Source organism: Ruegeria sp. AL12 (assembly GCF_056540885.1).
The window spans coordinates 915,058-941,530 of record NZ_JBQFXN010000001.1 but is presented as its reverse complement, the minus strand read 5'-3'; the positions used below and the strand labels follow the sequence as shown (position 1 = coordinate 941,530).

Here is a 26,473-nt window from a genome sequence, read left to right as displayed (position 1 = left end):
CTTCGATTGCGAGTAGTAAAAAGACAGTGAAGGGGCGACTGATCCGTCGCCCCTATTTGCATTAGAACAGTGTCAGGCTCAGCTGCCCGAAACCATGGTGACTTCGTTGGCGATCGCGTCCTGAGTTTTTGCCAGCTCAGGATCGGCGACCAGGCCATAATTGGCAAGCGGGCCCGACGGACCGGCGATTTCGTCATGGGTGAAGAACTGCGCGTATTCCTTCAGGCCCGGGATCACGCCGATATGAGCTTTCTTCACGTAGAAGAACAGCGGGCGAGAAACCGGATATTCGCCGGTCGAGATGGTTTCGGTCGACGGCGCGACACCCGACATGGTGGCAACCTTCAACTTGTCGGTGTTGTTCTCGTAGAACGCCAGACCAAACACGCCGATACCGTTGGGGTTGGTGTCGATACGCGCCAGGGTTTCGGTGTAGTCACCGTCGATATCAACCGACTTGCCATCGGTGCGAACCGCCAGACAGGCATCTTCAGCGTCGTCTTCGCTCATGCCGCCCGCGATCATGGCTTCCATGGCGCCGGTTTCTTGACAACCGATCAGCAGAACTTTTTCTTCGAACACTTCGCGGGTGCCGTGCTTGGTGCCCGGGATGAAGCTTGCGATTTCAACATCGGGCAGTTCTGGGTTGAACTCGGCCCAGGTGTTGTACGGGTTGTCAACGATCTCACCGTCTTTCAGAACTTTTGCACCCAGAGCGTTGAAAATGTCGGACGGTTCGAACGCGGTGAAGGCAGGCCCGGTCTGCTGGCTTGCGAATACGATGCCGTCATAACCGATGCGGACTTCCATGATGTCGGTCACACCGTTTTCGGCGCAGGCTTTGATCTCTTTTTCACGGATCGCGCGCGACGCGTTTGCAACGTCGATGGTGTTTTCGCCAACGCCTTCGCAGAAACGCTTCAGACCAGCCGACGAACCGCCGGATTCAACAACCGGAGTTGGAAAGTCTGTATTTTCACCGAACAGTTCGGCTACGATCGAGGCATAAGGCAGAACGGTCGACGAACCGGCGATCTGAACGTTGTCACGCGCCGCAGCAGTGGTCGCCGAGACGGCAGTGATAGCCAGCGCAGATGCCGACAGTTTTACAAAGGACATTTCAGTCTCCCTGAAAAGGTGTACTTGATCACCACCATGATGATCCTGCGGGGACCCCTATGGGGCGTGCGTAAGCCTTTTGTGACACATGCGTAACGGTTTTATGACAGCAGGGCATTTTTTTGCGTTTGACCCTTGGAACAGCCAATGCCCCGTGGGGTCAGATTAAAAGAAAACTTGCATTCCAAGTTGTTTCAACGGGGCAAAATTACCGTAAAAACAGAACCTTTTCCCAATTCGCTTTCGACACGAAGTCTTCCACGATGGCGATTGACGATGTGCTTCACGATCGCAAGGCCAAGCCCGGTTCCGCCCAGTTGCCGCGACCTGTGGCTGTCGGCGCGATAGAATCGCTCTGTCAGGCGCGGCAGGTGAACGGCATCTATGCCGGGCCCTTTGTCTATGAACTGGATTCGGACAGCCGGGCCGCGCATCGCCGGATCCCTGTCCGCCGGCAGGACACGTACCGTAACACTACCGCCACTGGCGCCATACTTGATCCCGTTCTCGATGAGATTGGTGAAAACCTGTCGCAACTGGTCGCTGTCACCGGTGACTGAAAGCGGACCGTTTTTCACATCCAGCGACAAAACCACGCCAGCATCCTCCGCAAGGGGCCGCAGCGAGTTTATTGTGGATTGAAGTAGACCGGTAAGTTCCAGCTGTTGCTTGGGTCGAACACGTTCTTCGCTTTCGACCCGGTTCAACGACAACAGATCCCCGACCAGACGGTTCATCCGGTTGGCCTCATCGGCCATGATCTTGAGGAACCGGTCACGCGCGGCGGGATCGTCCCGTGCCGGACCGCGCAGGGTTTCGATAAACCCCATCAAGGCGGTCAACGGCGTGCGCAATTCATGGCTGACATTGGCCACGAAATCCCTCCGCATCTGGCTGGCGTGCTCCAGATGGGTGGTATCCTGAAACGTGACCATGACGGCCCCTTCGGAAGCGACCCCGTTCATGTATCTGCATTCAACTGTGTATGTTGTGTCCTGCGCACCGTCATTGGACAGATGACGTGCTTTCTTTGCGCTTCTGCTTGTCAGGCTTTGCTCGATCGCGTCCAGAACCTGCGGCTGTCGCAGCATGGTCGCAAAATGGCGTCCAACAATGTTCTGGCCCAGAAGTGACGTTGCATCAGTGTTCGCCACAATGATCCGTTCGGTCTGATCAACCATCAGCGCAGGCAACGGGATCGCAAGAACAATGTCCTCAAGAACGTCTTCGGTCATGGTTCAAAACCCACTCATTCCGCCGCGTCAAAGCGCAGGTTTCAGGGTTTCACGGAATTTGCGCATGTTTTCCTGATAGTGCAGCGCACTGAAGGTGATCCTTTGGGCCGCGGCCTCATCCAGCTGGCGCACGACCTTGCCCGGCGATCCCATGACAAGCGAATTGTCGGGGATTTCCTTGCCCTCGGTGATCAGGGCCCCTGCTCCGATCAGACAGTTCCGGCCGATCTTTGCGCCGTTCAAAACGATTGCGCCCATTCCGACCAACGTGTTTTCGCCTATGGTGCAGCCATGCAGCATCACCTTGTGCCCGATGGTGCAGTTCCGACCGATCGTCAGGGGAAAACCGGCGTCGATATGCATCACGCAGTTTTCCTGAACATTGCTGCCTTCGCCGACCCGGATTTCTTCGTGATCCGCGCGAATCGTGCAGCCGAACCAAACCGAGGCCCCCTGCTCCAGCACAACCTTGCCAATCAGATTGGCATCCGGCGCGACCCAGGTGTCCTCGTGAATGTGCGGAGCGTGCTCGCCCAAAGCGTAGATGGTCATGACAGTCCCTCGAATTCTCTCTGCAACTTGCGGACGTGCTGTTGCAACCTGGGTTGCTGAATGCGGCGCATCCGCTCAGCGCTGACGATGGTTTTCAGCTTTTCTTCGGTTGCCTCGAGGTCATCGTTGATCAGGACGTAATCGTAATAGCCCCAGTGGCTGATTTCATCCCAGCTTTTGAGCATACGGCGGCCGATGACGTCATCACTGTCCTGTCCGCGCGTTTCCAGCCGGCGGCGCAGCTCGGGGATTGACGGCGGCAGAATGAAGATCGACAACGCGTGTTTGCCCAGATCCGAGTTTCGGATCTGCACTTCACCCTGCCAGTCGACGTCGAACAATACGTCCTTACCGGCATTGATCGAATTTTTGACCGGCTCGGCAGGCGAACCATAGAAGTTTCCGAATACATGGGCGTGTTCCAGCATCTGCCCATCAGCGACCTGCTGTTTGAACTCGTCCTCGGACAGAAAGAAATACTCGCGCCCATGCTCTTCCCCGGGGCGTGGGGCGCGGGTCGTCGCCGAGATCGAGAATTCCAGATCCGTATCCCAGGCCATCAACCGTCTGGCCAGGGTCGATTTGCCCGCTCCGGACGGAGAAGACAGGATGATTAGTAGGCCTCGGCGGTCCGCCATGTCAGTCGTTCCCATTCTTATTCCACATTCTGCACTTGTTCGCGCATCTGATCGATCACCGCTTTCAGTTCCAGCCCGACCGATGTCAGGTCCGAGCTTTGCGCCTTGGAACACAGCGTGTTGGCTTCGCGATTGAACTCTTGCATCAGGAAATCCAGCTTGCGGCCCACGGCCCCGTCCTGTGCCAACAACTCACGAGCGGCCGCCACATGCGCGGTCAGGCGGTCGATTTCTTCGGTTATATCCGCCTTGACCGCGATCATCGCAAGCTCTTGCGCGACACGATCGGGATCCGCGCCCTGCGTATTCTCCAGCACCCGCGCGAGATTCTCGCGCAGCCCCTCGGTCATCTTGTCCTTGCGTTGCTCGGCAATCTCTGCGGCCTGCGCCGTCAGCTCCGCGACCTGATCCAGTTGCGTGTTCAAGACAGCGGCCAAAGCTGCCCCTTCGGCTTTGCGCATATCTATGAACGCCGCCAGAAGATCTTTGAATTCGGACGTTAGATGAGCAACAAGCGGAGCCGGATCGTCGGCCTCGGTTCCTGCATCCATCATCCCCTTGAGCGCCAAAAGATCTGACGCACGCGACGGCGCAAGCGTGATGCCGCGCGCAGCTGCCCGCGCTTCAGTTCGCTCAAGAGCCGTCAGGGCCGCAGCCATCGCGGTTTCGTTCAAGGCCAGTTCCGGGGCAGAATCCTCGCGGTTCAAGCGCATCGACAGGGTCACGTTTCCCCGGCTCAGGGATTTGGACAGGGACGCCCGCAACGCGACTTCGAGGCCGGTCAACCAGTCGGGCACGCGCAGACGCATGTCCAGCCCCTTGCCATTTACGCTGCGAAGTTCCCACGACCAACTGTGCGGGCCGAAAGTTCCCTTCCCCGCGGCAAACCCGGTCATGGATCTGATCATGATGGCCCTTTCCTGTTCCCCTGCTGTTTCGAGCATGTGCCGCACCTAATGCCATTGACTGGTGCAGAGCAAGAGTTTGCTGACGACGCAATTGTTTGGCGCAAGTTAACCATTCGTTAAAGAATTGCTCCAAAATTGAAATAACCCGAGTCAAAATGCCCATAGCAATGGTTTGCGGGCCGCAGATGCTTCCAATGTGTTGCATTTTATGAAAAAGGCGGACAATTGACGGTAGGGTGATGAAAATGAAAACCTTTTTCGGGATAGGTTCCGGGTCAGAATTTGGAAAGATCGTCGCAATGGATCGCTTTGACAGTGGGCGCAGCCTATCGCCGATCCGCCAGGCCGAGGCGTATTGGACCGCATTGTTGAGCGGCGACAGCGTGCCCATGCGGTCTCAAATCGACCCGCGCGGTCTTGAGAATGTTCTTGAATATACGTTCATCCTGGAACGCATCGCACCCGGCCTGGCCCGATTTCGTCTGGCAGGCAGCCATCTGAACGCGCTTGCAGGGATGGAAGTGCGAGGGATGCCGTTGACCGCGTTCTTTCAACCGGATGCCCGTGCGCAAACCAAGGATGTTCTGGAACAGGTATTTGCATCCCCCGCTGTTGCCGAATTGAGTCTGAACTCGGGCGGGGTGTTGGGACGTACCCGGATGCAGGCCCGGATGATCCTTTTGCCACTGAAAAGCGACCTTGGGGATGTCAGTCGTGTTTTGGGGGTCATGATCGCCGATGGCGCAATCGGCAAGACACCGCGCCGGTTTTCACTGGCCGATACGCGGATCAAACCGGTTTCTGAAATTAAGGTGCCCGCGCCCACACAGCGCCGCCCTGTGGAAGGTTTTGCCGAGGAACAACGCGAATTCAAGCGCTCTGCCGGCCATCTTCATCTGGTGGTGTCTCGCGACGATTGAGACCCGCCGATTGCCGTGATCAGAAACAGCGGGCCGATAGCCCGCTGTTGTCAGTGATTCAGATGCGCTCAGCTTACCGCGCGTTTCGAGCCGTTGCGGCGCAGGTTGGTCAGCTCTTCCGCCACCAGGAACGCAAGTTCCAGCGACTGCGACGCGTTCAAGCGCGGATCGCAAGCGGTGTGGTAGCGGTCCGACAGGTCCTCTTCGGTCACGGCACGTACACCGCCGGTGCATTCGGTCACATCCAGCCCGGTCATTTCGAAATGCACGCCACCGGGGATGGTTCCCTCGGCCTGATGCACTCCGAAAAAGTCACGCACCTCGCGCAGAACAGAATCAAACGGGCGGGTTTTATAGCCCGTGGCCGATTTGATCGTGTTGCCGTGCATAGGGTCGCAGACCCAGGTGACCTTGGCGCCCTCTTCCTTGACCGCCTTGATCAGACGCGGCAGATGCTCGCCCGCCTTGCCCGCACCGAAGCGCGCGATCAGGGTCAGACGCCCCTCTTCGTTGTCGGGGTTCAGCTTGGACATCAGAACTTTGAGGTCTTCGGCCGTGGTGGTCGGGCCGCATTTCAGACCGATCGGGTTCAGAACCCCGCGGCAGAACTCGACATGCGCGCCGTCGGGCTGACGGGTGCGGTCGCCGATCCAGATCATGTGACCAGAGCCGGCCAGCCAGTTGCCCGAGGTCGAATCCAGACGCGTCAGTGCCTCTTCATATTCCAGCAACAGCCCCTCGTGGCTGGTGTAGAATTCAACGGTCGAGAATTCATGGGTTGTTTCCGCAGTGATGCCAGCGGCTTCCATGAAGTCGATGGTGTCCTGAATACGGTCCGCTACCTCGGAGTATTTCTGAACGTCCTGTTCATCCGCGAAACCCAAAGTCCAGGCATGCACGCGGCTCATATCAGCGAAGCCGCCGGTCGAGAATGCTCGCAGCAGGTTCAGCGTCGCCGCCGCTTGCGTGTAGGCCTGCAACATCTTGTTGGGATTCGGAATCCGGGCTTCGGGCGTGAAGGCCAATTCGTTGATGATGTCGCCGCGGTAGCTTGGCAGTTCCACACCATTCACGACTTCGGTCGGAGCACTGCGTGGTTTGGCAAATTGCCCGGCCATACGACCGACTTTGACCACTGGCACCTTGGCGCCATAAGTCAAAACCATCGCCATTTGCAGCATCACCTTGAAGGTGTCACGGATCGCATCAGCGCTGAATTGTTCAAAGCTTTCAGCGCAATCCCCACCTTGCAGAAGGAAGGCCTCGCCGCGCCCGGCGGCACCCAGATGCTGTTTGAGACGCCGCGCCTCGCCGGCAAAGACCAGCGGGGGATACTTTGAAAGCTGAGCCTCGACCTTGGCCAGCGCGGCCGCGTCGGTATAATCTGGCATCTGAACCCGGGGCTTGTTGCGCCAGTTCGATTTTTGCCATTCGGTCATAGCTTTGATCTCCGCTGAAGTTTTCAGGTGGTCTCTATACAAAATGCAATGAAGAGTGACCATATCCCATTTGCGCCTCTTGACGACGTAAACAAGCTTTGATCATGGTGGCTGTCAAATCTGCTGCTGGATAATCAACTGACCAGCAGCGAAGCAAGGACATCTCGCCATGCAAGAGCAACGCCAAGTTGTCACGGTGGAAGACACTGCGGCCCCACCCCGGAATTTCGTGTTTGTCCTTTTGGACAAATTTTCGCTTCTGTCCTTTGCTTCGGCGCTTGACAGTCTGCGCATCGCCAACCGCATGGCGAACAGACAGCTTTACACCTGGAAGCTGATGGGAGAAGGCGGAGAAACGGTAACCTGCTCGGCCGGGACCGAGTTCAAGCTTGACAGTGATCTGGTAGAGTTGCAGCGAGACGACGTTGTTCTGATCTGCGGTGGCGTGGACGTTCAGGCGGCCACCAGCAAGCGCGTGCTGAACTGGCTGCGGCGCGAAGCCCGAAGGGGATTGCGGATCGGTGGCCTCTGCACTGCGGCCTATACTCTGGCAAAGGCCGGGTTGCTGGACAACAAGAAGGCAACGATCCATTGGGAGAACTCTGACAGTTTCATCGAGGAATTCGATGAGGTCGAACTGACCAAAGCCGTCTTTCAGATCGATGGCAGTCGCATGACGACTGCGGGCGGCACCTCGTCGATTGACCTAATGCTAAAACTGATTGCAGATGACTATGGCGAGGATCTGGCCAACGCGGTGGCGGATCAGATGATCTATTCCTCGATTCGAACCGACCAGGACACGCAGCGCCTGTCAACTCCGACCCGAATCGGTGTGCGGCATCCGAAGTTGAGCCAGGTTATCCTGATGATGGAGAAAAACATCGAAGAGCCGATCTCGCCCTCGATCCTTGCCAAGGACGTGGGTATGTCGACCCGCCAGCTGGAGCGTCTGTTCCGCCGGTATCTCAGCCGTTCCCCCAAGCGCTATTACATGGAATTGCGCCTGCACAAGGCCCGCAACCTGCTGATGCAGACCGATATGAGCGTCATCAACGTGGCGCTGGCCTGTGGGTTCGCCTCGCCCAGCCATTTCTCGAAATGCTACCGGGCGCACTACAACACCACGCCTTATCGCGAACGTGGTGCGCAAAGTGGAAGACTGTCAGTATAAGGCTCAGCGTCAAAGCTCTTTGACGAAATAGTGCAAGTGCGGTCGGAGCATGGGCTGATCTTTGTAGGTTGTTGTCTCGATCGGAGAGTCCAGTTCCACAAACCCGAGCTTGGGATACAAAGACCGCATTTCCACATTTGGAGTGAGTGTATCTGCGATCAATCGCTTCAGCCCCATAGCTCTGGCGGCTTGTTCTCGTGCTTGAATCAATGCGCGCCCCACTCCGGTGCCCCGAGCGTCTTCGGTTACAAATACACGTTTCAACTCGCCGGTAGACTGATCAAACCGTTTCATCATTCCACACCCTACGATTATGCCATCGCGGTTTCTTGCGACGATCAGGCATCCGTTCGGAGGCATGTAGTCATCCGTGTTCGTCCAGAATTCCTCAAGTGCGCTTTGCGGCGCGGAAGGATCCAATTCGAACCCCATACCCTGCATTCTTTGAGCGATAAGAGCATAATATTGCTCCAAAATCATATTCAGCTCGGTTCTTAGCGGGATACTTGTGCACAATTCAATGTCGAAATCACTCATTAGTATCCCCTTAACCGTGTAACCTGTTGGACAGAGTGACTGCGACGATGGAAACGCGCAAATGGAATTGTAAAGTCTGCTGGCATGCTTCGTATGTCACTGTTTGACAGACATCCTGTAAACCGCGCCCTGCCCGACTGAAATGAACCAGATCGCCCCATCCGGGGCCTGCACTATGTCACGGACCCGTTCGGTCTCGGGGCCCTTGATCTGCTCGACCTCGCGCAGCGGGTCTCCGGACAGCCGCGCGATATAGTCGAATTTCAGCGAGCCCACGAAAATGTCGCCCCGCCATTCAGGAAACATATCGCCGGAATAGACCATCAACCCCGACGGCGCGATCGACGGGTCCCAGTATAGGCGCGGCTGTTCCATACCGGGCTTGCTGGTGCCCTCGCCGATCTTCTCTCCGGAATAATGCGTGCCGTACGAGATGACCGGCCAGCCGTAATTGGCGCCGGGTTTGACAAGGTTCACCTCGTCGCCGCCGCGCGCCCCGTGTTCCGACACCCACAATCGGCCGCGCGCATCCAGATCGGCCCCCTGTGGGTTGCGGTGCCCATAGGTCCAGATTTCAGGTCGGATATCTGCCTGCCCGATGAAAGGATTGTCCGACGGCACCGAGCCGTCGCGGTTGATACGGATCACGGACCCTATGGCGTTCGAGCGATCCTGCGCCTGTGGCGCATCCCCTCGATCTCCGATGGTTACAAAAAGCGTGCCGTCATTGGCTTCTACAACGCGCGAGCCGAAATGCCGCCCGCCTGATCCGCCGGGGGAAGCCTCGAAAATGACCCGCAGATTCGTCAGACGCGTGCCGTTCTTAGACAGGCGCGCGACGGTGACAGCCGTGCCTGCGCCACCCTTTTGCGGTTTTGAAAAGGTCAGAAAGACCTCGCGGCTTTGATTGAAATCGCGCGGGATCGTGATGTCCAGCAATCCGCCCTGCCCCGAAGCTGCAACCTTGGGAACGCCGGATATGGCTTTCGCCTCTCCGTCCTGAACATACAGCAGGTTTCCGTCCCGTTCGGTGACAAGAAAACTGCCGTCAGGCAGGATGCCGACGGCCCAGGGCGTATCCAGCCCGCCTGCCATTTCGGTGAGTTCAATTTTCCCGACCGAGGTCGACACCGCCTGTGCAAAGGCGCTTTGAGTGCAAAAAGTGAAGAACAGAATCGCGGCAGCTCTGCGCATGTTGACCCCTCTCCGGACAATCTTGGGCAAACCCTAACAAAACAGATAGATTTCCGATCGATAAAAGCACGATTGCGTTAGGACTTTTCTTTTCCGGGCAGCTTGCCTAGGTTCGTGGCCAGAACGAATACGTTCACAATAGGGAGTAACCATATGAAAAAGCTGCTTACAGCAACTGCAGCATCCGCTTTGCTGGCCGGACCTGCGCTGGCCGAGGACATCACGCTTGGTGTTTTGTTCGGATTCACCGGTCCAATTGAATCGCTGGCACCTGCAATGGGTTCGGGCGCTGAATTGGCGATGGCGGAAGTCACCGAATCCGGAAAACTGCTGGATGGATCCAAAGTGACCGCATCGCGCGCCGACACCGGCTGCATTGATAACGGTTTGGCCACTTCGAACGGCGAACGCATGATTGCGGACGGTGTTGCCGGAATCATAGGCGGCGATTGCTCGGGCGTGACCGGTGCGATCCTTCAGAACGTCGCGATTCCGAATGGCATGGTCATGATCTCACCCTCGGCGACCTCGCCGGGCCTGTCGACCATGGAAGACAACGGCCTGTTCTTCCGCACCGCGCCGTCAGATGCGCGCGAAGGCCAGGTGATGGCGGATATCCTGAAGGATCGCGGCATCAACTCGATCGCTCTGACCTATACCAACAACGACTACGGCAAGGGTCTGGCGGACGCGATTCAAACCTCTTTCGAGGCAGCGGGTGGTGAAGTGACCATCGTTGCAGCGCATGAGGATGGCAAGGCCGACTATTCGGCCGAAGTTGGTGCTCTGGCCTCGGCCGGTGGCGACATTCTGGTCGTTGCGGGCTATCTGGATCAGGGCGGTCTGGGCATCATTCAGTCGGCGCTGGACAGCGGTGCGTTTGACACCTTTGGCCTGCCCGGCGGCATGATCGGTGACTCGCTGCCGGCCAATGTCGGCCCCGACCTGAACGGTTCGTTCGGTCAGATCGCCGGTTCGGGCGGTGAAGGCGCCGAGAAGTATTTTGCCATGGCCGAAGCGGCAGGGTTCGACGGTTCGTCGCCCTATTCGCCCGAATCCTATGACGCTGCGGCTTTGTTCATGCTGGCCATGCAGGCTGCCGGATCGACCAATCCGGCCGACTATGGCGCCAAGATCATGGACGTCGCCAACGCTCCGGGCGAAAAGATCTATCCCGGCGAACTGGCCAAGGGTCTGGAATTGCTGGCAAACGGTCAGGACATCGACTATGTCGGTGCGTCCGGTGTTGAGCTGATCGGCCCCGGCGAAAGCGCGGGGTCCTATCGTGAGATCGAAGTGACCGACGGTGAAAACAAGACCGTCAACTTCCGTTGATTGATCGCCAAAGGCTATGAATGCAAGCAGCCCGGGCCTTGTGTCCGGGCTGTTTCAATGAAAAAAGACCGCACCCGGCAAACGGGGTCGAGACAACAGCGCCGAACAGGCGGCAAGGGGAAAAGATGATCGTCGTCGAGGACGTGCACAAGCATTTCGGCGGATTTCATGCGGTGGACGGGGCATCGCTGGAAATCCAGAAAGGGTCGATCACCGGCCTGATCGGGCCCAACGGGGCAGGAAAAACCACTCTGTTCAATGTGATCGCAGGTGTTCTGCCGCCGACCAGCGGCAAGGTGGTGATGGATGGCGAAGATATCACCGGTCTGCCCCCGCATGAATTGTTCCACAAGGGTCTGTTGCGCACGTTTCAGATTGCACATGAATTCCCGTCGATGACCTGCCGTGAAAACCTGATGATGGTGCCCGGCGCGCAATCAGGCGAGTCGCTGTGGAACACGTGGTTTGGCCGCAAGCGCATCGCTGATGAAGAACGCGCGCTGAAGGCCAAGGCCGATGAGGTGCTGGAGTTTCTGACCATCGAACATCTGGCCGATCACAAGGCGGGTCAGGTCTCGGGTGGTCAGAAAAAGCTGCTGGAGCTGGGCCGCACGATGATGGTGGATGCCAAGATCGTGTTTCTGGACGAGGTCGGCGCGGGTGTGAACCGCACCCTGTTGATGACCATTGCCGACACGATCCTGCGCCTGAACAAAGAGCGCGGCTATACCTTCGTCGTTATCGAACATGACATGGATTTCATAGGCAAGATCTGTGATCCGGTCATTTGCATGGCTGAAGGCAAGGTTCTGGCTGAGGGTACCCTGGACGAGATCAAGGCGAACGAGCACGTGATCGAAGCCTATCTGGGCACCGGCCTGAAGAACAAAGACAAACTGGAGGCAGGCGCGTGAGCGACAACCCCTATCAGGATGACAAGGGCAACAAGGACGCCTCGATCACCAATCCGCACGGTGTCGGCACCATGACGCCGGCCCATCGCAAAAGTGGTGCGACGCATAAGGTCGGGGGCGGCCCGTTTCTGATCGGCGACACCATGACGGGTGGCTACGGCAAAGGGCCCGACATCCTGCATGATTGCACCATCGCGGTGGACAAGGGTGAAATCGCAGTCATCGTCGGCCCCAACGGTGCGGGAAAGTCTACGGCGATGAAAGCCGTGTTCGGGATGCTGGATGTCCGTTCCGGGTCTGTGCGTCTGGATGGCGAGGATATTACAAACCTCACCCCACAGGATCGGGTCATGCGTGGCATGGGCTTTGTGCCGCAAACACAGAACATCTTTACCTCTATGACGGTGGAAGAAAACCTGGAAATGGGTGCCTTCATCCGTCGCGACGACATCAGCCAGACGATGGAGCAGGTCTATGACCTGTTCCCCATCCTCCGCGACAAGCGCAATCAGGCCGCCGGAGAGCTGTCGGGCGGACAACGCCAACAGGTCGCCGTGGGCCGCGCCCTGATGACCCAGCCCAAGGTGCTGATGCTCGACGAGCCTACGGCAGGTGTTTCGCCGATCGTGATGGATGAGTTGTTCGACCGGATCATCGAAGTGTCCCGCACCGGCCTGCCGATCCTGATGGTCGAGCAAAACGCCCGCCAGGCCTTGGAGATCGCTGACAAGGGATACGTTCTGGTTCAGGGGCGCAATGCCTATACCGGAACAGGCAAGGAACTGCTGGCCGACCCCGAGGTGCGAAAGTCGTTTTTGGGCGGCTGATCGACGCTTTTCAATGGCAGGTTTTCATGTGGGGCCAGTCGAGATTCTCGGCTGGTCCTTTTGCTTGATCGCAATGCGCAAAATTGAAGGCCAGAACATGGCAAACGGTGCTTCAAACCGAGGCTCAGGACATGAGAGCCTGTATTAGGTGTCTGAAAAATATCAATTAATCTCCTGCGGGCCGTTGCGGAAAAAAGACTTTGAAAACGCGCCGAATGCCAATCTGCTGCTTTAATCAGGCCCAATTTCAAAAATATCGCTGCGCACGAACACCTAAACCAATCCCCGAAACGCGCCCCGGTTGGGGACACAAGAATTGGAAGTCAAAATGAAAAAATGGATGATCGCCGCCCTGGTCGCACAACTGGCAACCGGTGCCGTCGCTCAGCAGCGCGAATTTGTGTGTACATCGGAAATTGATGGAACCGAGTATCGGCTGACACGGTTCGAAGGTGCGCAAAAGGGATCGGTCAAATTCGGTGACACGACCGGGGACGCGCAGGTGTTTCCGGGGCTGAACAACTTGACGTTCATCCTGACGACCGAGCAGCATGTCATGACGTTCTTCGTCAAAAGCCCGGATCTGTCCTACAACCTGTCCATCCGCCGCCCGGTTCTGCACAATGACCGCGGCCAATGCACGGAAACCGGTGCCTAGCCCCGCGATCTTTCACGATTTCGGACCGCGCCCCTCAGTGTGGCGCGGTCTTTTTCTTTGGGGAAGAACCAAGGGGCCTCTGCCAGCGTGTCCGAAGCCTGCCAAGCGGCATAAAAACATGCATCAAGCCCTAAAAATCATGTTCCAAATTGTTGTGTCTTTCGTCGGCGTCGTGCCATAAAGCCGCACCCGGACAGTGAGAAGAAATAATGGATCTACTCAACGCGCTTGTTGCGCTTGCGAATTTTGTGTTGGTGCCAGCGGTCGCTTATGGCAGCCAACTGGCATTGGGCGCGCTTGGCGTGACCCTGATCTACGGCATCCTGCGGTTTTCGAACTTTGCCCATGGTGACACCATGGCCTTTGGCGCGATGGTCGCTGTACTGGTCACATGGGGGTTGCAGGCCGCCGGAATCAGCTTTGGACCGTTGCCAACCGCCCTGCTTGCCCTGCCCTTTGCCATCCTGGGCTGTATCGTGCTGGTGCTGATCACCGACAGGCTGGTCTACAAATTCTACCGTGAACAAAAGGCAAAGCCCGTTATTCTGGTGATCGTCTCCATGGGCGTGATGTTCATCATGAACGGCCTTGTCCGGTTTATCATCGGGCCGGATGACCAACGGTTCTCGGATGGGGCTCGGTTCATTGTTTCGGCGCGCGATTTCAAGGCGATGACCGGTCTGCGCGAGGGTCTCGCCATCAAGACGTCGCAAGGCATCACGGTGATCGTGGCCGTTGTTGCCGTGGCGCTGCTGTTCTGGTTTCTGAACAAGACGCGCACCGGCAAGTCGATGCGGGCCTATTCGGACAACGAGGATCTGGCGCTGTTGTCAGGCATCAACCCGGAACGTGTGGTGATGATCACATGGATCATCGTTGCGGCACTGGCCACAACTGCTGGCGTTCTTTACGGGCTGGACAAAAGCTTCAAACCCTTCGTCTATTTCCAGCTTCTGCTGCCGATCTTTGCCTCGGCCATCGTGGGTGGTTTGGGCAATCCTCTGGGCGCCATCGCAGGCGGGTTTATCATCGCGTTTTCCGAAGTGACGATAACATACGCTTGGAAGAAGGTGCTGACCTATGTGTCTCCTGAAAGTCTGGCGCCGTCAGGTTTGGTCCAGCTCCTCTCGACCGATTACAAGTTCGCGGTCAGCTTTGTCATCCTGCTGATCGTGCTTCTGTTCAAGCCCACGGGACTTTTCAAGGGAAAGGCCGTATGACCGACTCTGTCAAAAACACGCTGCTGTTCGTAATCGTCGGCGGCCTGATCCTGTTGACCGGTTTCACGCAAAGCTGGAACACCGCGATCCTGATCCTGAATATGGGGCTGATTTCCGCCATCATGGCGATCGGAGTAAATCTGCAATGGGGTTTTGCCGGTCTGTTCAATGTGGGCGTGATGGGCTTTGTCGCACTGGGCGGTCTGGCCGTCGTACTGGTTTCAACGCCGCCCACGCCCGGTGCTTGGGCTGCCGGAGGTTATGGCATCGTTCTGTCTTTGCTGCTGGGCGCCGCGACAGTGGTTGCCGCCGTTCTGGTGGCAACAAAGCTGCCGAAGGGCCGTGTGCAAACCCTGACGATCATCGCCGTTCTTGTCGTGGGCTTTTTTGTCTATCGCGCGGTGTTCGATCCCAGCATTGCGGCGGTCGAGGCCATCGACCCGGCAATTGCCGGCAATATCGGAGGTTTGAATCTACCGGTTCTGCTGGCCTGGCCGGCGGGTGGTTTGCTGGCGGCGGGTGCTGCGTGGCTGATCGGTAAAACGGCGCTGGGCCTTCGCTCGGATTATCTGGCGATTGCCACATTGGGGATCGCCGAAATCATCATCGCTGTCATGAAAAACGAAGACTGGCTGGCCCGGGGCGTCAAGAATGTCTACGGCATTCCTCGCCCGTCCCCCGTTGTGGGCTACGAAGTGGATTTGCAGAACGACCCGGCCTTTCTGGCGCGGGCCGAATGGTTGGGGTTGGACCCCGTCACCGCGTCCACCCTCTCGGTCAAACTCGGCTATTCGCTGCTGTTCATGATAGTGCTTCTGGTTCTGCTCTGGATGGCACAGATGGCGCTGAAAAGCCCGTGGGGCCGGATGATGCGCGCAATCCGTGACAATGAAGTGGCGGCTGAGGCCATGGGCAAGGATGTCACCCGTCGTCATCTGCAAATATTCGTACTGGGTTCGGCCGTTTGCGGTATCGCGGGTGCGATGATGACAACGCTGGACGGCCAGTTGACGCCAAGCGCGTATCAACCGCTGCGCTTTACCTTTCTGGTCTGGGTGATGGTGATCGTGGGTGGTTCGGGCAACAACTTCGGGGCCGTTCTGGGCGCATTCCTGATCTGGTTCTTGTGGGTTCAGGTTGAACCGATCGGCTTGTGGCTGATGAATGTCATTACCGCCGGCTTGCCGGACGGAAGTGCATTGAAAGCCCACCTGCTGGACAGCGCCGCACATATGCGCCTGTTCACGATGGGTCTGATCTTGTTGATTGTTCTCAGATTCAGCCCAAGAGGGCTGATCCCAGAGAAATAGATCACTTCCACCTTCAATAAGCGAAACCGCGCCTCTTATCCGGCGCGGTTTCTTGATTCTTAACGATTTTTTGAATAAACGGACACACCGCAGTGTTTTCTTTTTGCGGTATGTCGCCGGCACTCACATCCGTCTACGCCGATCTGTAACGATCATTTACACGTTTTGAAAAGAGTCAAAAATGAAAGCACCACGGTTCAAGACACTGCTTCTGTTTCCGGTTGTTGCCATCGTAACAACCGCCTGCATTCCCACTCCGGAAGAACTTGAAACAACTCCCGTCAAGGTTCAAACGCCCAAAGGTGTCGTAACCTGTCAGCTATATCGTCACGACCGGGTGACTTGGGACCGGGCGATTGACTTCCCGGCTTCGAAAATGTCCGTGCCGGAGGCTGACGCCTACTGCCGTCAGGAAGGCCAGCGTCGTTTGAAGTAAGTATTGCGGCGCCCGTGATGGGCGCCGTTCCGTCATCTGTTGCGGAACAATCCACCCAGAATACCACGAACGATCCGGCGTCCGGTCGTTCCCTTCAGTTCCTTGATCACCGCGTCGGTCATCGCCGATGCAAACGTGTCTTTCCGCCGTTGCACCCGGGACGAGGATCTGCCGACCCGGCTTCCTGAATATCTGCGGGCCGAAGAATACTCTCGTTCCATCGGTGATTGTGCCTCCAGAACTTCATCGGCCTCTGCCTGTTCAGCGGCCTTAGCGGCGGCCTCAGCCCGAGCCTGGAGGATTTCAAAGGCCGATTTTCGATCAATACCATCGTCATATTTAGACGCCATCGGCGAGGCATCGAGAATGGCCCGCCGCTGGACATCAGAAATGGGCCCCAACTGGGATCCCGGCGGACGAATCAATGTGCGCTCGACAATTCCGGGAACGCCTTTTTTTTGAAGCATTGACGTGACAGCCTCACCAACGCCCACCTCACGAATTGCGGCTTCGGTGTCGAAGGCGGGGTTTTCGCGATAGGTTTCCGCCGCCAGACGCAGGTTCTTTCGGTCACGCGCCGTGAAGGCTCGCAAAGCGTGCTGAACGCGATTGCCCAACTGCCCCAGAATATCCTCGGGAATATCGGCGGGATTCTGGGTGATGAAATAGACTCCCACGCCTTTGGACCGGATCAGGCGCGCAACCTGTTCGACCTTGTCCACCAGCACTTTCGGAGCACCGTCAAACAACAGATGCGCTTCGTCGAAGAAGAACACCAACTTGGGTTTGTCAGGATCACCGACTTCGGGAAGTTCCTCAAACAATTCGCTCAGCAGCCACAGCAGGAATGTCGCATAAAGCCGTGGCGCGGCCATCAGTTTGTCCGAAGCAAGGATGTTCACCATCCCCTGCCCGTTTTCATCGGTGCACATCAGATCGGACAGATCCAGCGCGGGTTCGCCAAACAGCTTTGTTCCACCCTGGTTTTCCAACACCAGCAATCGCCGCTGGATCGCACCGATCGAAGATGTCGATACATTGCCATATCGCAATGAAAGCTGGGCCCGGTTCTCGCCGATCCAGACCAGCAGCGCCTGAAGGTCTTTGAGATCCAGAAGAGGCATTCCCTCTTCATCGGCCACGCGGAACGCGATGTTCAGGATGCCTTCCTGCGCTTCGCTCAATTCCATCAACCGGGACAGCAGCAAAGGGCCCATTTCAGTGACCGTCGTCCGCACCGGATGGCCTTGTTCGCCAAAAAGGTCCCAGAACGTAACCGGGCAGGCGGAATAGGCAAAATCGTCGAACCCAATGCGTTTGACACGATCCATAAATGCCTGATGCAGTTTATGCGCGTCGCTTCCGGGCAAAGCCAGGCCCGACAGATCGCCTTTGACATCGGACAAAAACACCGGAACTCCGGCTTGGGAAAAGCCTTCCGCGAGGATTTGCAACGTTACGGTCTTACCGGTCCCGGTGGCGCCGGCAATCAGCCCATGGCGGTTCGCATATTTCAGCGCCAGTTCCTGCGGCTGGCCATAGCCTTCGCCTCCGCCACCCAAAAATATATTCTTGCCCATTAACATTGCCTTATGTTTCACCGATCCGTGACCAGCATACAAAGTTAACCTTTGACTGCGATAGTCAATTTGCCCCGCGTTTGCTTCCTTCACGTGGGGCAGACTTCCTCCCTGTCGACTGGCCGTGCCTTCGGGCACGGCTTTTTTGCAGGCTCGAATTTGGTTTCAAAGTTCTGACCATAATATTAAAATTTGAGGATAGCTGTTGACCCGTCTGCGCCCCTTTCGTAGGGTTTGCGCATAAATAAGTCGGCCAGTCCGACGGGGAGAACCTTTTGGAAAAGAGAGCTGGCTTATACAGCTCTCTTTTTCTGTCTCAGGGCAGTTGGTTTCTGGTGTTCTGGCAAGAATCCGTTCACGTTCAGACATGGCGTTCTGTTAGTGCCTGACACCAGTTCAGAAGAGTGTTAAACGAAGCAAAAAGCTCAAGCATCAAGTCGAGGCATTCATGATCAAGAAAATCCTCTCGCTAAGTACAGTGGCGGCAATTCTTCTATGTGGCGCAGCTTATGCGCAGGACACAACGACATCCGAACCGGACAACGGTCTCGATTTGGGTCAGGAAGGCCCGCGCCCCGGAGAACAGTTCGTCAAGGAAAAGTTCGGCGACTGGGACTTGTCCTGCATCAAGGCGCAGCAAGGCGAAGACCCGTGCGCCATCGTCCAGATTCTGAAGGGCAACCAGGGTGATCCGATAGCTGAGGTGTCGATTGGAAGACTGCCCGAGGGCGGCGCGGCAGTTGCATGGGCGAATGTGATCGTTCCTTTGGAAACACTGCTGCAAGCTCAGCTCGCCCTGTCCATCGATGGTGCGCCCCGCAAGTTGTACAACTATCATCATTGCCTGCCTGTTGGCTGCGTCGCGCAGCTGGGCCTGAGCCAGGGCGATATCGATGCAATGAAAGCTGGCACCAAGGCGATCTTCTCGCTGGTTCCGGCCCGCTTCCCTGATCAGGTACTGGAGATGGAGATGTCGTTGTCCGGCTTTACGTCCGGCTATGACACCCTGACCGTCAACGCGAACTGAGGGTGCGTTTACGATTGTGCCGCCGCACCGATTGCGGCGGCGCTTCGCGGATCAAATTCGCTTCAACGCCAAAACCGCATTCAGCCCGCCGAAAGCAAACGCATTGCTGAGCGCGACGTCAACTTTGGCTTCCCGAGCCTCGTTTGGCACAACATCAAGCGCGCATTCCGGATCGGGTTCCTCGTATCCGATGGTGGGTGCAATAACACCGTCCCGTAGCGCCATGATACATGCCAAGAGTTCCACCGCACCGGTTCCACCAATCAGGTGACCATGCATGGATTTGGTCGACGATATCATCAGGTCGTCAGCATGGGGCCCAAAAACATCCGCAACGGCGGCGCATTCGGTTTTGTCATTCGCGGCCGTCCCGGTGCCGTGTGCGTTGATATAGCCCACATCGCTTGCATTCAATCTGGCGTCGGCCAAGGCACCTGACATGGCCCTTGAAGCCCCTTGCTTGCTGGGCATCACGATATCGGCCGCATCCGACGACATGGCAAAACCAACGACTTCGCACATGATCTCGGCGCCACGGGCGCGGGCGTGCTCGTATTCCTCGAAAACAAAGATACCGGCCCCTTCGCCCTGTACCATTCCGTTTCGGTTGGCGCTGAACGGTCGACACGCATCCTTGGACATGACGCGCAACCCTTCCCAGGCCTTGACGCCTCCAAAGCACAACATGGATTCGGATCCGCCAGTGATCATGACCGGGGCCATGCCGCTTCGGACCATCTGAAAGGCCTGTGCCATGGCATGGTTCGACGACGCGCAGGCGGTCGACACGGTGAAGCTGGGGCCTTTGAGATTGTGTTCCATAGAAACATGGCTGGCCGCCGCATTGTTCATGAGTTTGGGAACAACAAACGGGTGTACCCGGTTCTTTCCGTCCTCATAAACCGAGCGATAATTGTCATCCCAGGTCGATACGCCACCGCCGGCGGTCCCCAAAACAACACCTGATTTTGCGGCCAACTCTCCGTGAAACTCGATGCCGGACTGATCGATGGCCTCTTTGGCGGCGGTCAGAGTGAACTGAGTGAACCGGTCATACAACGACATCTGCTGACGGTTGAACCGACCTTCAGCCTCAAAGCCGCGAACCTGCCCGCCGATTTTGATGGCCAACCGATCAACATCCCGAAATTCCAGTTCCGAGATGCCGCAACGGCCTTCGCGCATGGCTTCCAGGGTGTCAGGAACCGAATGGCCCAGTGAATTGATCGTACCTGCGCCGGTAATGACAACACGTTTCATGAGCGTCAGTCAGACCTTTTCCGCCACGAGCTTTTCGATCCCGGCAATGATCGCAGCGACATTGGATATGTCAAAATCGTTGGCCTCGGGTTCGTTGGCGTTGAACGGAATTGAAATGTCGAACTCTTCCTCGATGGCGAAAATACTTTCGACCAGACCAAGGCTGTCGATTCCCAGATCTTCCAGCGTGCTTTCGGGCGTCACATCCGATGGCTCCAGCACGGCCTGCTCTGCAATGATTGCGATGACGCGGTCGCTGATGCTCATGTCGATCCCCTGATTTTCAGTTTGACGATGATTTAATCGCTTGGGGTCTGTTTGAAAACAGCCTTTTTAAGTGCCTCAACGTCGCGTGCCATTCGGGGCAGTCGCCGCTGCGCCTTGTAGACATCGGTATGGGTCTCCATTTTGATGCCCGGATACCCCATGATGACGCGCCCGGCGGGCACATTTGACAGAATCTTCGTGCCCCCGCCCGAAATGACGCCGTCTCCTATGAAAATATTGTCGACCACTCCGGTCTGACCGCCCAGAACGACGTTGTTGCCGATCTCGACCGAGCCGGACACACCCGTCTGACCGCACAGCAGACAATCTCGCCCGACGCGGGTGTTGTGTCCGACATGGACAAGATTATCCAGCTTGGTGCCGTTACCGATCCGCGTGTTGCGGATGGTTCCATTGTCGACGGTGCAATTGGCGCCAACCTCGACATCGTCACCGATCTCAACCGCGCCCAAAGAATGAATACGAAGCCAGCTTTGCGCCTTGGCGTCCCCTTGATCACCCAACGTTTCGCGGGCGCGCTCAGCGCCAGAGACCTCGGGCGTTACGAAACTGAACCCGTCGCCGCCAATTCTTGCACCGGGTTGCGCGATGAACCGATCCCCGATTTGTGCGCGCGCGCCAATACTAACCATTTCGCGCAACAGGGCCTGTTCGCCAAGAATGGCGTCCATTCCCACCACGCAGTGTGCACCGATGACCGAGCCCGAACCTATTCGCGCCCGAGCACCAACAACAGTCAGAGGTCCTATCGCCACATCTGGTCCAATTTCGGCCGTTGGATCGATCACTGCGGAAGGGTGAATGCCCGGTTCAATCCCTTGCCCGCGATCCAGCATTGCGGTGATCCCCGCCATCGCCATGCGCGGACGCTTCACGAAAACGGCCGCTCGCAACCCCATTGCCTGCCAATCCGCGCCTTCCCACAGAACGGCGACGCGAGCTTCCCCTTTCGAAAGCGCTTCGGCGTATTTCGGTGACATGGCCATGGCCAGATCTGTTGGTCCGGCATCGCCCGGCTCGGCCGCCCGCACGATCGTCAGGCCACCATCGCCTTGGCATTCGGCACCCAAAGCGTCGGCGATTTGCTGAATGGTAAACTGCATCTCGGGCTTCCTTTTGGCAGGATTTGCCCTGTGCTTAACCCTGAACGTCCGGCAGGGCCACCCCTGCCTTTTGTAGGGCCTCCCAAATCTTGCGGTCCCGGCCATAGACATCGCGGCGATACTGCACCTCGCCTTTTGGACCGACATATGCCGTTCGATAGATCAGGTGGACCGGAACTTTTTGTTCCAAATCAACCTTGGTTTCCTTTCCTGTGTTCAGAACACGATGAAAGAATGCTTTGGGGTCCTCTTCCTGTTTGGCCAGCAATGCATAAGCAAACTCGAAAGGCTGAGCCAGTCGGATGCAGCCGTGCGAGAACGCCCGCACCTCACGCGCGAACAGGCTTTTCTGAGGCGTATCATGCAGATAGATATTGTACTTGTTGGGGAACATGAACTTGACCAGCCCCAAAGCATTGCTTTTGCTGGGCGGCTGGCGCATCGCAAAAGGAAAGCTTCGCGCGGTGAACTGATTGAAATCAACCGCCCCGCGATTGACCTGCCGCCCCCTGCTGTCCGTGATCTGGATATGACTGACCGCGTTGGGGTTCGCTTTCAGCTTCGGAAGGTATTCCTTGGTGATGATCGAGCGCGGGACATACCAGCTGGGGTTTATCACCATATGTTCCATCACGTCCGAGAACTCTGGGCTGCGGCGATCATGCGTGTTCTTGCCGATCACCGCACGGGTTTCAAACGTGACTTGCCCGTCATCCACGATCTTTGCCGAAAAATCTGTCTGGTTGACAAGAATATGACGCGCGCCGCGATCCCGAGGTAGCCAGCGCTCTCGTTCCAGAGCGACATAAACAGCCTTGAGCCGGTCCACGGCGGGGCGATTCAACTCGGCAATCGTGCCCTTGCCTGCAACGCCATCGGGTTCCAATCCATGCGCGTTTTGAAAGGCCCTGACCCCTTCCAGCAGCGCGGCGTCGAAAGACGGGTTGGCCGATGGTTTCATGTAGCCCATCAACACCAACCGATTGCGAAGCTTTACAACATTGGGCCCGGTATCACCGTACTCCAGCTTGGTTTCCGGGACAGTCGCCCCCCAACCGCCTTGATCTACCAAATCCTGAAGCGCCAGTTTCTGCTTCATCAGAGCCCGGTACTGACGGGTTTGAGGAGCCAATTGAGCAAGATACGCGGCGCCCTGTGTGTTCAGGGCGTTCAGATGCTCGGCCGCGCTGCGACGATCCACCGACCGAACAAGTCCGTCGTCGATATTTCCGGGCCGAAGAAAACCTGAGTACAATGCGTCGGCAAACTCTACGAAAACCCTACTCAGTTCAGCCTCAACGGCGCCAAGGTCGCGTGTCGAGCGTGCATCCTGCATTTTCTGAATCAAGGATGAAACAGTGGCATCAGCCTGCGGCAGACCGTGCAGATGCGCATGTGACAGTGCCTGGATCAATGCGGCCCGGCGTTGCATATGCTCATCGGATTCACCCACCCAAATCGGCGAAAATCCGTTTGTCCGGTAAAACTCTGCGATCTTCGATTCCCGTGGGGTATGTTCTGCTACGGCCATCTGAAACGCCGTGTTGTGCGCAGGTTCAGAAGTGGTGTTTGCCATACTGGCGGTGGCCGCAAAACAGGCGGCAAGCAGGATACTGGTACGGGTTCGGAAAACAGAAAGCATTGGATGGCCTTGGAATCAATGGCTTGGTTGGTGATACGTGCGTCGAACAACTATGAGTTTGGTTGCGCAAACTTGTCTATTCACAAATTCCTTACCGAATTGCTTCTGTTGGCGTCTGATGCGCGTTTGCATCGGCCCGGTGATGCGCAGCCAACACCTGCAAATATTCTGCGCTCGGCTGTGACATTTGCGCAAAAATCTGCCGAAAATTCCCCCTTGAAAAGGTGACTATGAAACACTTCTTGGCCGTCGAATCCGATTGTGTCATAAATTCCGCATCTGGGATGGGAAAAATTAAGACAGCGCGCGTAACATCGTGCGCAGGCAGGAACAGTACGGGACGAACCAAAATGACCAAGAGCAGTTCCTCGGGCTTGACCCGACGTGCCCTATTGGGTGCGTTTGCAGCAACAGCAGTCGCAGCAGCACCCACCTACTCCAAAGCAGCAGGCTTTTTGCGCGGCGGCGGCGATATCCGTCGCATTCGCATGTATTCCGGTCGCACGGGCGAACGGTTGGACATGATTTATTGGGTCGATGGTAAATATATCAAGGACGCTGTCAAAGAAGTGAACCATTTCATGCGCGATTGGCGTACAGATCACGTAAAATCCATCGATTTACGCACGATTGATATCATGGCGGCATCACACAACCTTTTGGATGTCAACGAACCTTACATGTTGCTGTCGGGCTATCGCTCCCCCCAGACCAACGCCATGCTCCGCGCCCGCTCTCGCGGCGTCGCCCGGAAATCGCTTCATATGAAGGGACAAGCGGCAGACCTGCGCCTGTCTTCCCGCTCCGTCTCGCAGATGGCTAAGGCTGCTATGTCATGCCGGGCCGGCGGTGTCGGTCAATATTACGGGTCCAATTTCGTGCATATGGACTGCGGTGTCGTCCGCACCTGGCGCGGCTAAGACAGCGACTTCACGATCTCGGCTTAGTTGACAGGGATTTGACTGGGGCGGCCAGTTACATCCCCGCGTCACCCCCTCCGCCGCCGGCATCACCGCCTCCGGTGTCATTGCTGGATGCTGTCGCCGCAGTGGAATTGCTGGTCTCACGAGACTTTTCATAACCGACGTCAGTGGGAACACTGGAACCGGAAGCATTGTCGCTTTCTGAATCATCATCGCTTTCGGGTTCTTCATCATCGGTCAGCTTTCCAAGGATAAACGCCAGAATTACGGCGACCACGATCCATCCTAAAACGCTTGAAGCTGAAACCCCGGTAATCGCGCTACCCAATAGTGCTACAATCACGACAACGATTATCAGCTTCTTATTTGAAGAGATGACTTTCACATTCCTTCCTCCATTTGAGCTGACGCGCGCCAGCCTCGTTCGGAAAGTGTACATCAAAAAAACCACTGCTTGAGGGGTTAAGCCTCAAAATGATGGTCAGGATTAATAGGGTGGTGGCAAGCGGGCGAAGAACGGAGGCTTGCAGACACTATCCATGGTCCGAAAGGGTATTCGCATTGAAAATATCCCGAGAAGGGATCAGCCAGGGCACCTTTCGTAGTTTCAATAGCAGACGTGGGTTGAAATTGTCGGAAGCAAAGAAGCTTCGGGCGCTGGAAACCGAAAACGTCAAAGCTAAAGAAGCGCTTGGCCGGGGTAGATGTTGAATAACGCTATGCTGCGCATATCCTCGGACCAGCGCAGGACGCTTGTCCTTCATTAGCGACGGCCATGTGGCCCGCGAACTTCTGCCAATTCGGCGCAGAAGTTCCTGTTTTGCCAAAAAGCCTTAGAAATATGGCGATGGTGGCGCACCTGAGAGGATTCGAACCTCTGGCCTCTGCCTTCGGAGGGCAGCGCTCTATCCAGCTGAGCTACAGGTGCCTTGGCCGTTAGCTAACCTTGTTCCAATCCGGGTGCAACTGAAAATCGTGATTGTTGCACCCTCTTTGAAACCAAAATCAGGCGAAAAGATCATGCGCCAATTCAAGCGCTTCGATCAGTGTGTCGACCTCATCCGTCGTGTTATATAGACCAAAGCTGGCACGGCAGGTCGCCGTGACGCCCAGGTGATCCATAAGCGGGCCCGCACAGTGATGCCCGGCGCGGACGGCAACCCCCTTTTTGTCCAATATCGTGGATACATCATGGGCATGGCCGGCCCCGTCCAGCGTAAAGCTGAAGATGGCTGCCTTGTCTGGCCGCGTGCCCTGAACCTGAAGCCAGTTGAGACCGTTCAGGCGCTGCATGGCATAGTCCCGCAGGTCGGATTCATGGGCGGCAATGTTGTCCATTCCCAAATCCATCATGTATTCCAGCGCAACGCCCAGGCCAATTGTTTGGACAATGCCGGGTGTTCCGGCCTCGAACTTCATTGGCGGGTCGTTGTAGATCACCTGATCCTTGCTGACCTCTTTGATCATGTCACCGCCACCGACAAAGGGGCGCATCTCGGCCATGCGTTCGGACTTGATGTAGATCGCACCCGACCCCGACGGGCCATACAGCTTGTGGCCGGTAATGGCGTAAAAGTCGCAACCGATGTCCTGCACGTTCACCGGCATATGCACCGCGCCCTGACTGCCATCAACCAGCACCGGGACGCCCCTGGCATGTGCACCTTCGGTGATGGCTTTGACATCCACGACGGTACCCAGAACATTGGAACATTGCGTCACGGCCACAAGTTTGGTTTTCGGGCCGATCGCATCGATTACCGCCTGCGGATCCAGCCCCCCGTCAGCGTCCACATCCACCCACTTCAGAACAACGCCCTGCCGTTCCCGCAGGAAATGCCAGGGCACGATGTTGGCGTGATGCTCCATGACGCTCAGGACGATCTCATCCCCGGCTTCCAGCTGTGGCATGGCCCAGCCATAGGCAACAAGATTGATCCCTTCGGTCGTTCCTGAATTCAGAACGATCTCATCCTCGTTCGATGCCCCCAGGAAACGGGCGATGATGCCGCGAACAGCTTCGTATTTCTCGGTCGACAGATTGGACAGATAGTGCAATCCACGGTGAACATTCGAATACTCTTCGGAATAGGCACGGGTCACCGCATCGATGACGACCTGAGGCTTTTGAGCAGACGCACCGTTGTCCAGATAGGTCAACGGCTTGCCATTCACCTGACGTGACAGGATCGGAAAGTCAGAGCGAATTTTCTGCACATCATACATGATACGGT

The 26,473-nt window shown here is 56.8% G+C and carries 27 protein-coding genes and 1 tRNA gene; 12 read left to right on the top strand and 16 right to left on the bottom strand.

Features of this window, described 5'->3' with window-relative positions; genetic code table 11:
- Positions 1 to 78 precede the first annotated feature (78 nt).
- From ACR0C6_RS04725 to ACR0C6_RS04705, 5 genes are all read right to left on the bottom strand, one after another.
- Entirely contained in the window at positions 79 to 1,119 is a 1,041-nt protein-coding gene (locus ACR0C6_RS04725) for a substrate-binding domain-containing protein (protein WP_480618447.1), read from the bottom strand.
- 194 nt (positions 1,120 to 1,313) lie between these two features.
- Entirely contained in the window at positions 1,314 to 2,354 is a 1,041-nt protein-coding gene (locus ACR0C6_RS04720; protein ID WP_480618445.1) for a sensor histidine kinase, read from the bottom strand.
- A 27-nt stretch (positions 2,355 to 2,381) separates the two neighbouring features.
- On the bottom strand, positions 2,382 to 2,906 hold the full coding sequence (locus tag ACR0C6_RS04715) for a gamma carbonic anhydrase family protein (protein ID WP_480618443.1): 525 nt from the start codon (positions 2,904 to 2,906) through the stop codon (positions 2,382 to 2,384).
- Positions 2,903 to 3,544, bottom strand: coding sequence for a guanylate kinase (gene gmk, locus ACR0C6_RS04710; RefSeq protein ID WP_170344277.1), 642 nt, complete (start codon positions 3,542 to 3,544; stop codon positions 2,903 to 2,905). The genes ACR0C6_RS04715 and gmk overlap by 4 nt, the downstream gene beginning before the upstream one ends.
- Before the next feature lie 17 nt (positions 3,545 to 3,561).
- The gene (locus ACR0C6_RS04705) at positions 3,562 to 4,452 is read right to left on the bottom strand and encodes a YicC/YloC family endoribonuclease (RefSeq protein ID WP_171328396.1); all 891 of its coding nucleotides are present in this window, start codon (positions 4,450 to 4,452) and stop codon (positions 3,562 to 3,564) included.
- Between the two features lie 245 nt (positions 4,453 to 4,697).
- Between ACR0C6_RS04705 and ACR0C6_RS04700 the strand changes: the two genes are divergently transcribed.
- Complete coding sequence (locus ACR0C6_RS04700) at positions 4,698 to 5,372, top strand: PAS domain-containing protein (protein WP_480445135.1); 675 nt, start codon at positions 4,698 to 4,700, stop codon at positions 5,370 to 5,372.
- 68 nt (positions 5,373 to 5,440) lie between these two features.
- Here the strand turns inward: ACR0C6_RS04700 and ACR0C6_RS04695 are convergent, their stop codons facing one another.
- On the bottom strand, positions 5,441 to 6,811 hold the full coding sequence (locus ACR0C6_RS04695) for a class II 3-deoxy-7-phosphoheptulonate synthase (RefSeq protein WP_171115908.1): 1,371 nt from the start codon (positions 6,809 to 6,811) through the stop codon (positions 5,441 to 5,443).
- A 169-nt stretch (positions 6,812 to 6,980) separates the two neighbouring features.
- On the opposite strand from ACR0C6_RS04695, the gene ACR0C6_RS04690 reads away from it, so the two are divergent.
- Complete coding sequence (locus ACR0C6_RS04690; RefSeq protein ID WP_171168156.1) at positions 6,981 to 7,985, top strand: GlxA family transcriptional regulator; 1,005 nt, start codon at positions 6,981 to 6,983, stop codon at positions 7,983 to 7,985.
- Between the two features lie 9 nt (positions 7,986 to 7,994).
- Here the strand turns inward: ACR0C6_RS04690 and ACR0C6_RS04685 are convergent, their stop codons facing one another.
- Together ACR0C6_RS04685 and ACR0C6_RS04680 are read right to left on the bottom strand one after the other, a co-directional pair.
- The gene (locus tag ACR0C6_RS04685; protein WP_480618440.1) at positions 7,995 to 8,522 is read right to left on the bottom strand and encodes a GNAT family N-acetyltransferase; all 528 of its coding nucleotides are present in this window, start codon (positions 8,520 to 8,522) and stop codon (positions 7,995 to 7,997) included.
- 96 nt (positions 8,523 to 8,618) lie between these two features.
- Positions 8,619 to 9,716 carry a PQQ-dependent sugar dehydrogenase gene (locus ACR0C6_RS04680; protein ID WP_480445137.1) on the bottom strand — a complete coding sequence of 366 codons (1,098 nt, stop codon included), beginning with the start codon at positions 9,714 to 9,716 and terminating at the stop codon, positions 8,619 to 8,621.
- 153 nt (positions 9,717 to 9,869) lie between these two features.
- Here ACR0C6_RS04680 and ACR0C6_RS04675 point away from each other — a divergent pair, with 153 nt between their 5' ends.
- The 7 genes from ACR0C6_RS04675 to ACR0C6_RS04645 all read left to right on the top strand — a co-directional run bounded on the left by ACR0C6_RS04675 (position 9,870) and on the right by ACR0C6_RS04645 (position 16,416).
- Positions 9,870 to 11,051 carry an ABC transporter substrate-binding protein gene (locus tag ACR0C6_RS04675; protein ID WP_224855817.1) on the top strand — a complete coding sequence of 394 codons (1,182 nt, stop codon included), beginning with the start codon at positions 9,870 to 9,872 and terminating at the stop codon, positions 11,049 to 11,051.
- A 125-nt stretch (positions 11,052 to 11,176) separates the two neighbouring features.
- A complete protein-coding gene (locus tag ACR0C6_RS04670; RefSeq protein WP_152457994.1) occupies positions 11,177 to 11,965 on the top strand; it encodes an ABC transporter ATP-binding protein in 789 nt (262 codons plus the stop codon).
- Positions 11,962 to 12,792, top strand: coding sequence for an ABC transporter ATP-binding protein (locus ACR0C6_RS04665; RefSeq protein ID WP_152457995.1), 831 nt, complete (start codon positions 11,962 to 11,964; stop codon positions 12,790 to 12,792). Before ACR0C6_RS04670 ends, ACR0C6_RS04665 begins: the two co-directional genes overlap by 4 nt.
- A gap of 328 nt (positions 12,793 to 13,120) precedes the next feature.
- Positions 13,121 to 13,450, top strand: coding sequence for a hypothetical protein (locus tag ACR0C6_RS04660; RefSeq protein ID WP_171639487.1), 330 nt, complete (start codon positions 13,121 to 13,123; stop codon positions 13,448 to 13,450).
- Between the two features lie 209 nt (positions 13,451 to 13,659).
- Positions 13,660 to 14,670: a branched-chain amino acid ABC transporter permease gene (locus ACR0C6_RS04655; protein WP_152457997.1), complete on the top strand. Its 1,011-nt coding sequence runs from the start codon at positions 13,660 to 13,662 to the stop codon at positions 14,668 to 14,670.
- A complete protein-coding gene (locus ACR0C6_RS04650; RefSeq protein WP_480618437.1) occupies positions 14,667 to 15,980 on the top strand; it encodes a branched-chain amino acid ABC transporter permease in 1,314 nt (437 codons plus the stop codon). Before ACR0C6_RS04655 ends, ACR0C6_RS04650 begins: the two co-directional genes overlap by 4 nt.
- Before the next feature lie 181 nt (positions 15,981 to 16,161).
- Positions 16,162 to 16,416, top strand: a complete 255-nt coding sequence (locus ACR0C6_RS04645) for a hypothetical protein (RefSeq protein WP_171115893.1) — start codon at positions 16,162 to 16,164, stop codon at positions 16,414 to 16,416.
- A gap of 32 nt (positions 16,417 to 16,448) precedes the next feature.
- On the opposite strand, the gene ACR0C6_RS04640 is transcribed toward ACR0C6_RS04645, so the two are convergent.
- The gene (locus tag ACR0C6_RS04640) at positions 16,449 to 17,996 is read right to left on the bottom strand and encodes a helicase HerA-like domain-containing protein (protein WP_480618435.1); all 1,548 of its coding nucleotides are present in this window, start codon (positions 17,994 to 17,996) and stop codon (positions 16,449 to 16,451) included.
- 448 nt (positions 17,997 to 18,444) lie between these two features.
- On the opposite strand from ACR0C6_RS04640, the gene ACR0C6_RS04635 reads away from it, so the two are divergent.
- Entirely contained in the window at positions 18,445 to 19,023 is a 579-nt protein-coding gene (locus tag ACR0C6_RS04635; RefSeq protein WP_171228322.1) for an invasion associated locus B family protein, read from the top strand.
- Between the two features lie 51 nt (positions 19,024 to 19,074).
- Here ACR0C6_RS04635 and ACR0C6_RS04630 read toward each other — a convergent pair whose 3' ends face one another.
- The 4 genes from ACR0C6_RS04630 to ACR0C6_RS04615 are packed head-to-tail and all read right to left on the bottom strand — an operon-like array spanning position 19,075 to position 23,283.
- On the bottom strand, positions 19,075 to 20,283 hold the full coding sequence (locus ACR0C6_RS04630; protein WP_152458002.1) for a beta-ketoacyl-[acyl-carrier-protein] synthase family protein: 1,209 nt from the start codon (positions 20,281 to 20,283) through the stop codon (positions 19,075 to 19,077).
- A gap of 9 nt (positions 20,284 to 20,292) precedes the next feature.
- Positions 20,293 to 20,550, bottom strand: a complete 258-nt coding sequence (locus tag ACR0C6_RS04625; RefSeq protein WP_480618433.1) for an acyl carrier protein — start codon at positions 20,548 to 20,550, stop codon at positions 20,293 to 20,295.
- Between the two features lie 32 nt (positions 20,551 to 20,582).
- Complete coding sequence (gene lpxD, locus ACR0C6_RS04620; RefSeq protein WP_480618431.1) at positions 20,583 to 21,674, bottom strand: UDP-3-O-(3-hydroxymyristoyl)glucosamine N-acyltransferase; 1,092 nt, start codon at positions 21,672 to 21,674, stop codon at positions 20,583 to 20,585.
- Positions 21,675 to 21,708: 34 nt separating this feature from the next.
- Entirely contained in the window at positions 21,709 to 23,283 is a 1,575-nt protein-coding gene (locus ACR0C6_RS04615) for a L,D-transpeptidase family protein (RefSeq protein ID WP_480618816.1), read from the bottom strand.
- On the opposite strand from ACR0C6_RS04615, the gene ACR0C6_RS04610 reads away from it, so the two are divergent.
- Entirely contained in the window at positions 23,188 to 23,544 is a 357-nt protein-coding gene (locus tag ACR0C6_RS04610; protein WP_254443844.1) for a hypothetical protein, read from the top strand. The two genes, ACR0C6_RS04615 and ACR0C6_RS04610, sit on opposite strands and share 96 nt — an antisense overlap.
- 122 nt (positions 23,545 to 23,666) lie before the next feature.
- Positions 23,667 to 24,236 (top strand): peptidoglycan L,D-endopeptidase MepK, encoded by a 570-nt coding sequence (gene mepK, locus ACR0C6_RS04605; protein WP_152458006.1) that lies wholly within the window; start codon positions 23,667 to 23,669, stop codon positions 24,234 to 24,236.
- A gap of 55 nt (positions 24,237 to 24,291) precedes the next feature.
- Here the strand turns inward: mepK and ACR0C6_RS04600 are convergent, their stop codons facing one another.
- The 3 genes from ACR0C6_RS04600 to ACR0C6_RS04590 form a co-directional block, all read right to left on the bottom strand.
- The gene (locus ACR0C6_RS04600) at positions 24,292 to 24,624 is read right to left on the bottom strand and encodes a hypothetical protein (RefSeq protein WP_480445148.1); all 333 of its coding nucleotides are present in this window, start codon (positions 24,622 to 24,624) and stop codon (positions 24,292 to 24,294) included.
- Between the two features lie 466 nt (positions 24,625 to 25,090).
- Positions 25,091 to 25,167, bottom strand: a tRNA-Arg gene (locus ACR0C6_RS04595).
- A gap of 77 nt (positions 25,168 to 25,244) precedes the next feature.
- Entirely contained in the window at positions 25,245 to 26,465 is a 1,221-nt protein-coding gene (locus ACR0C6_RS04590) for a cysteine desulfurase (RefSeq protein WP_480618429.1), read from the bottom strand.
- Between the last annotated feature and the right edge of the window lie 8 nt (positions 26,466 to 26,473).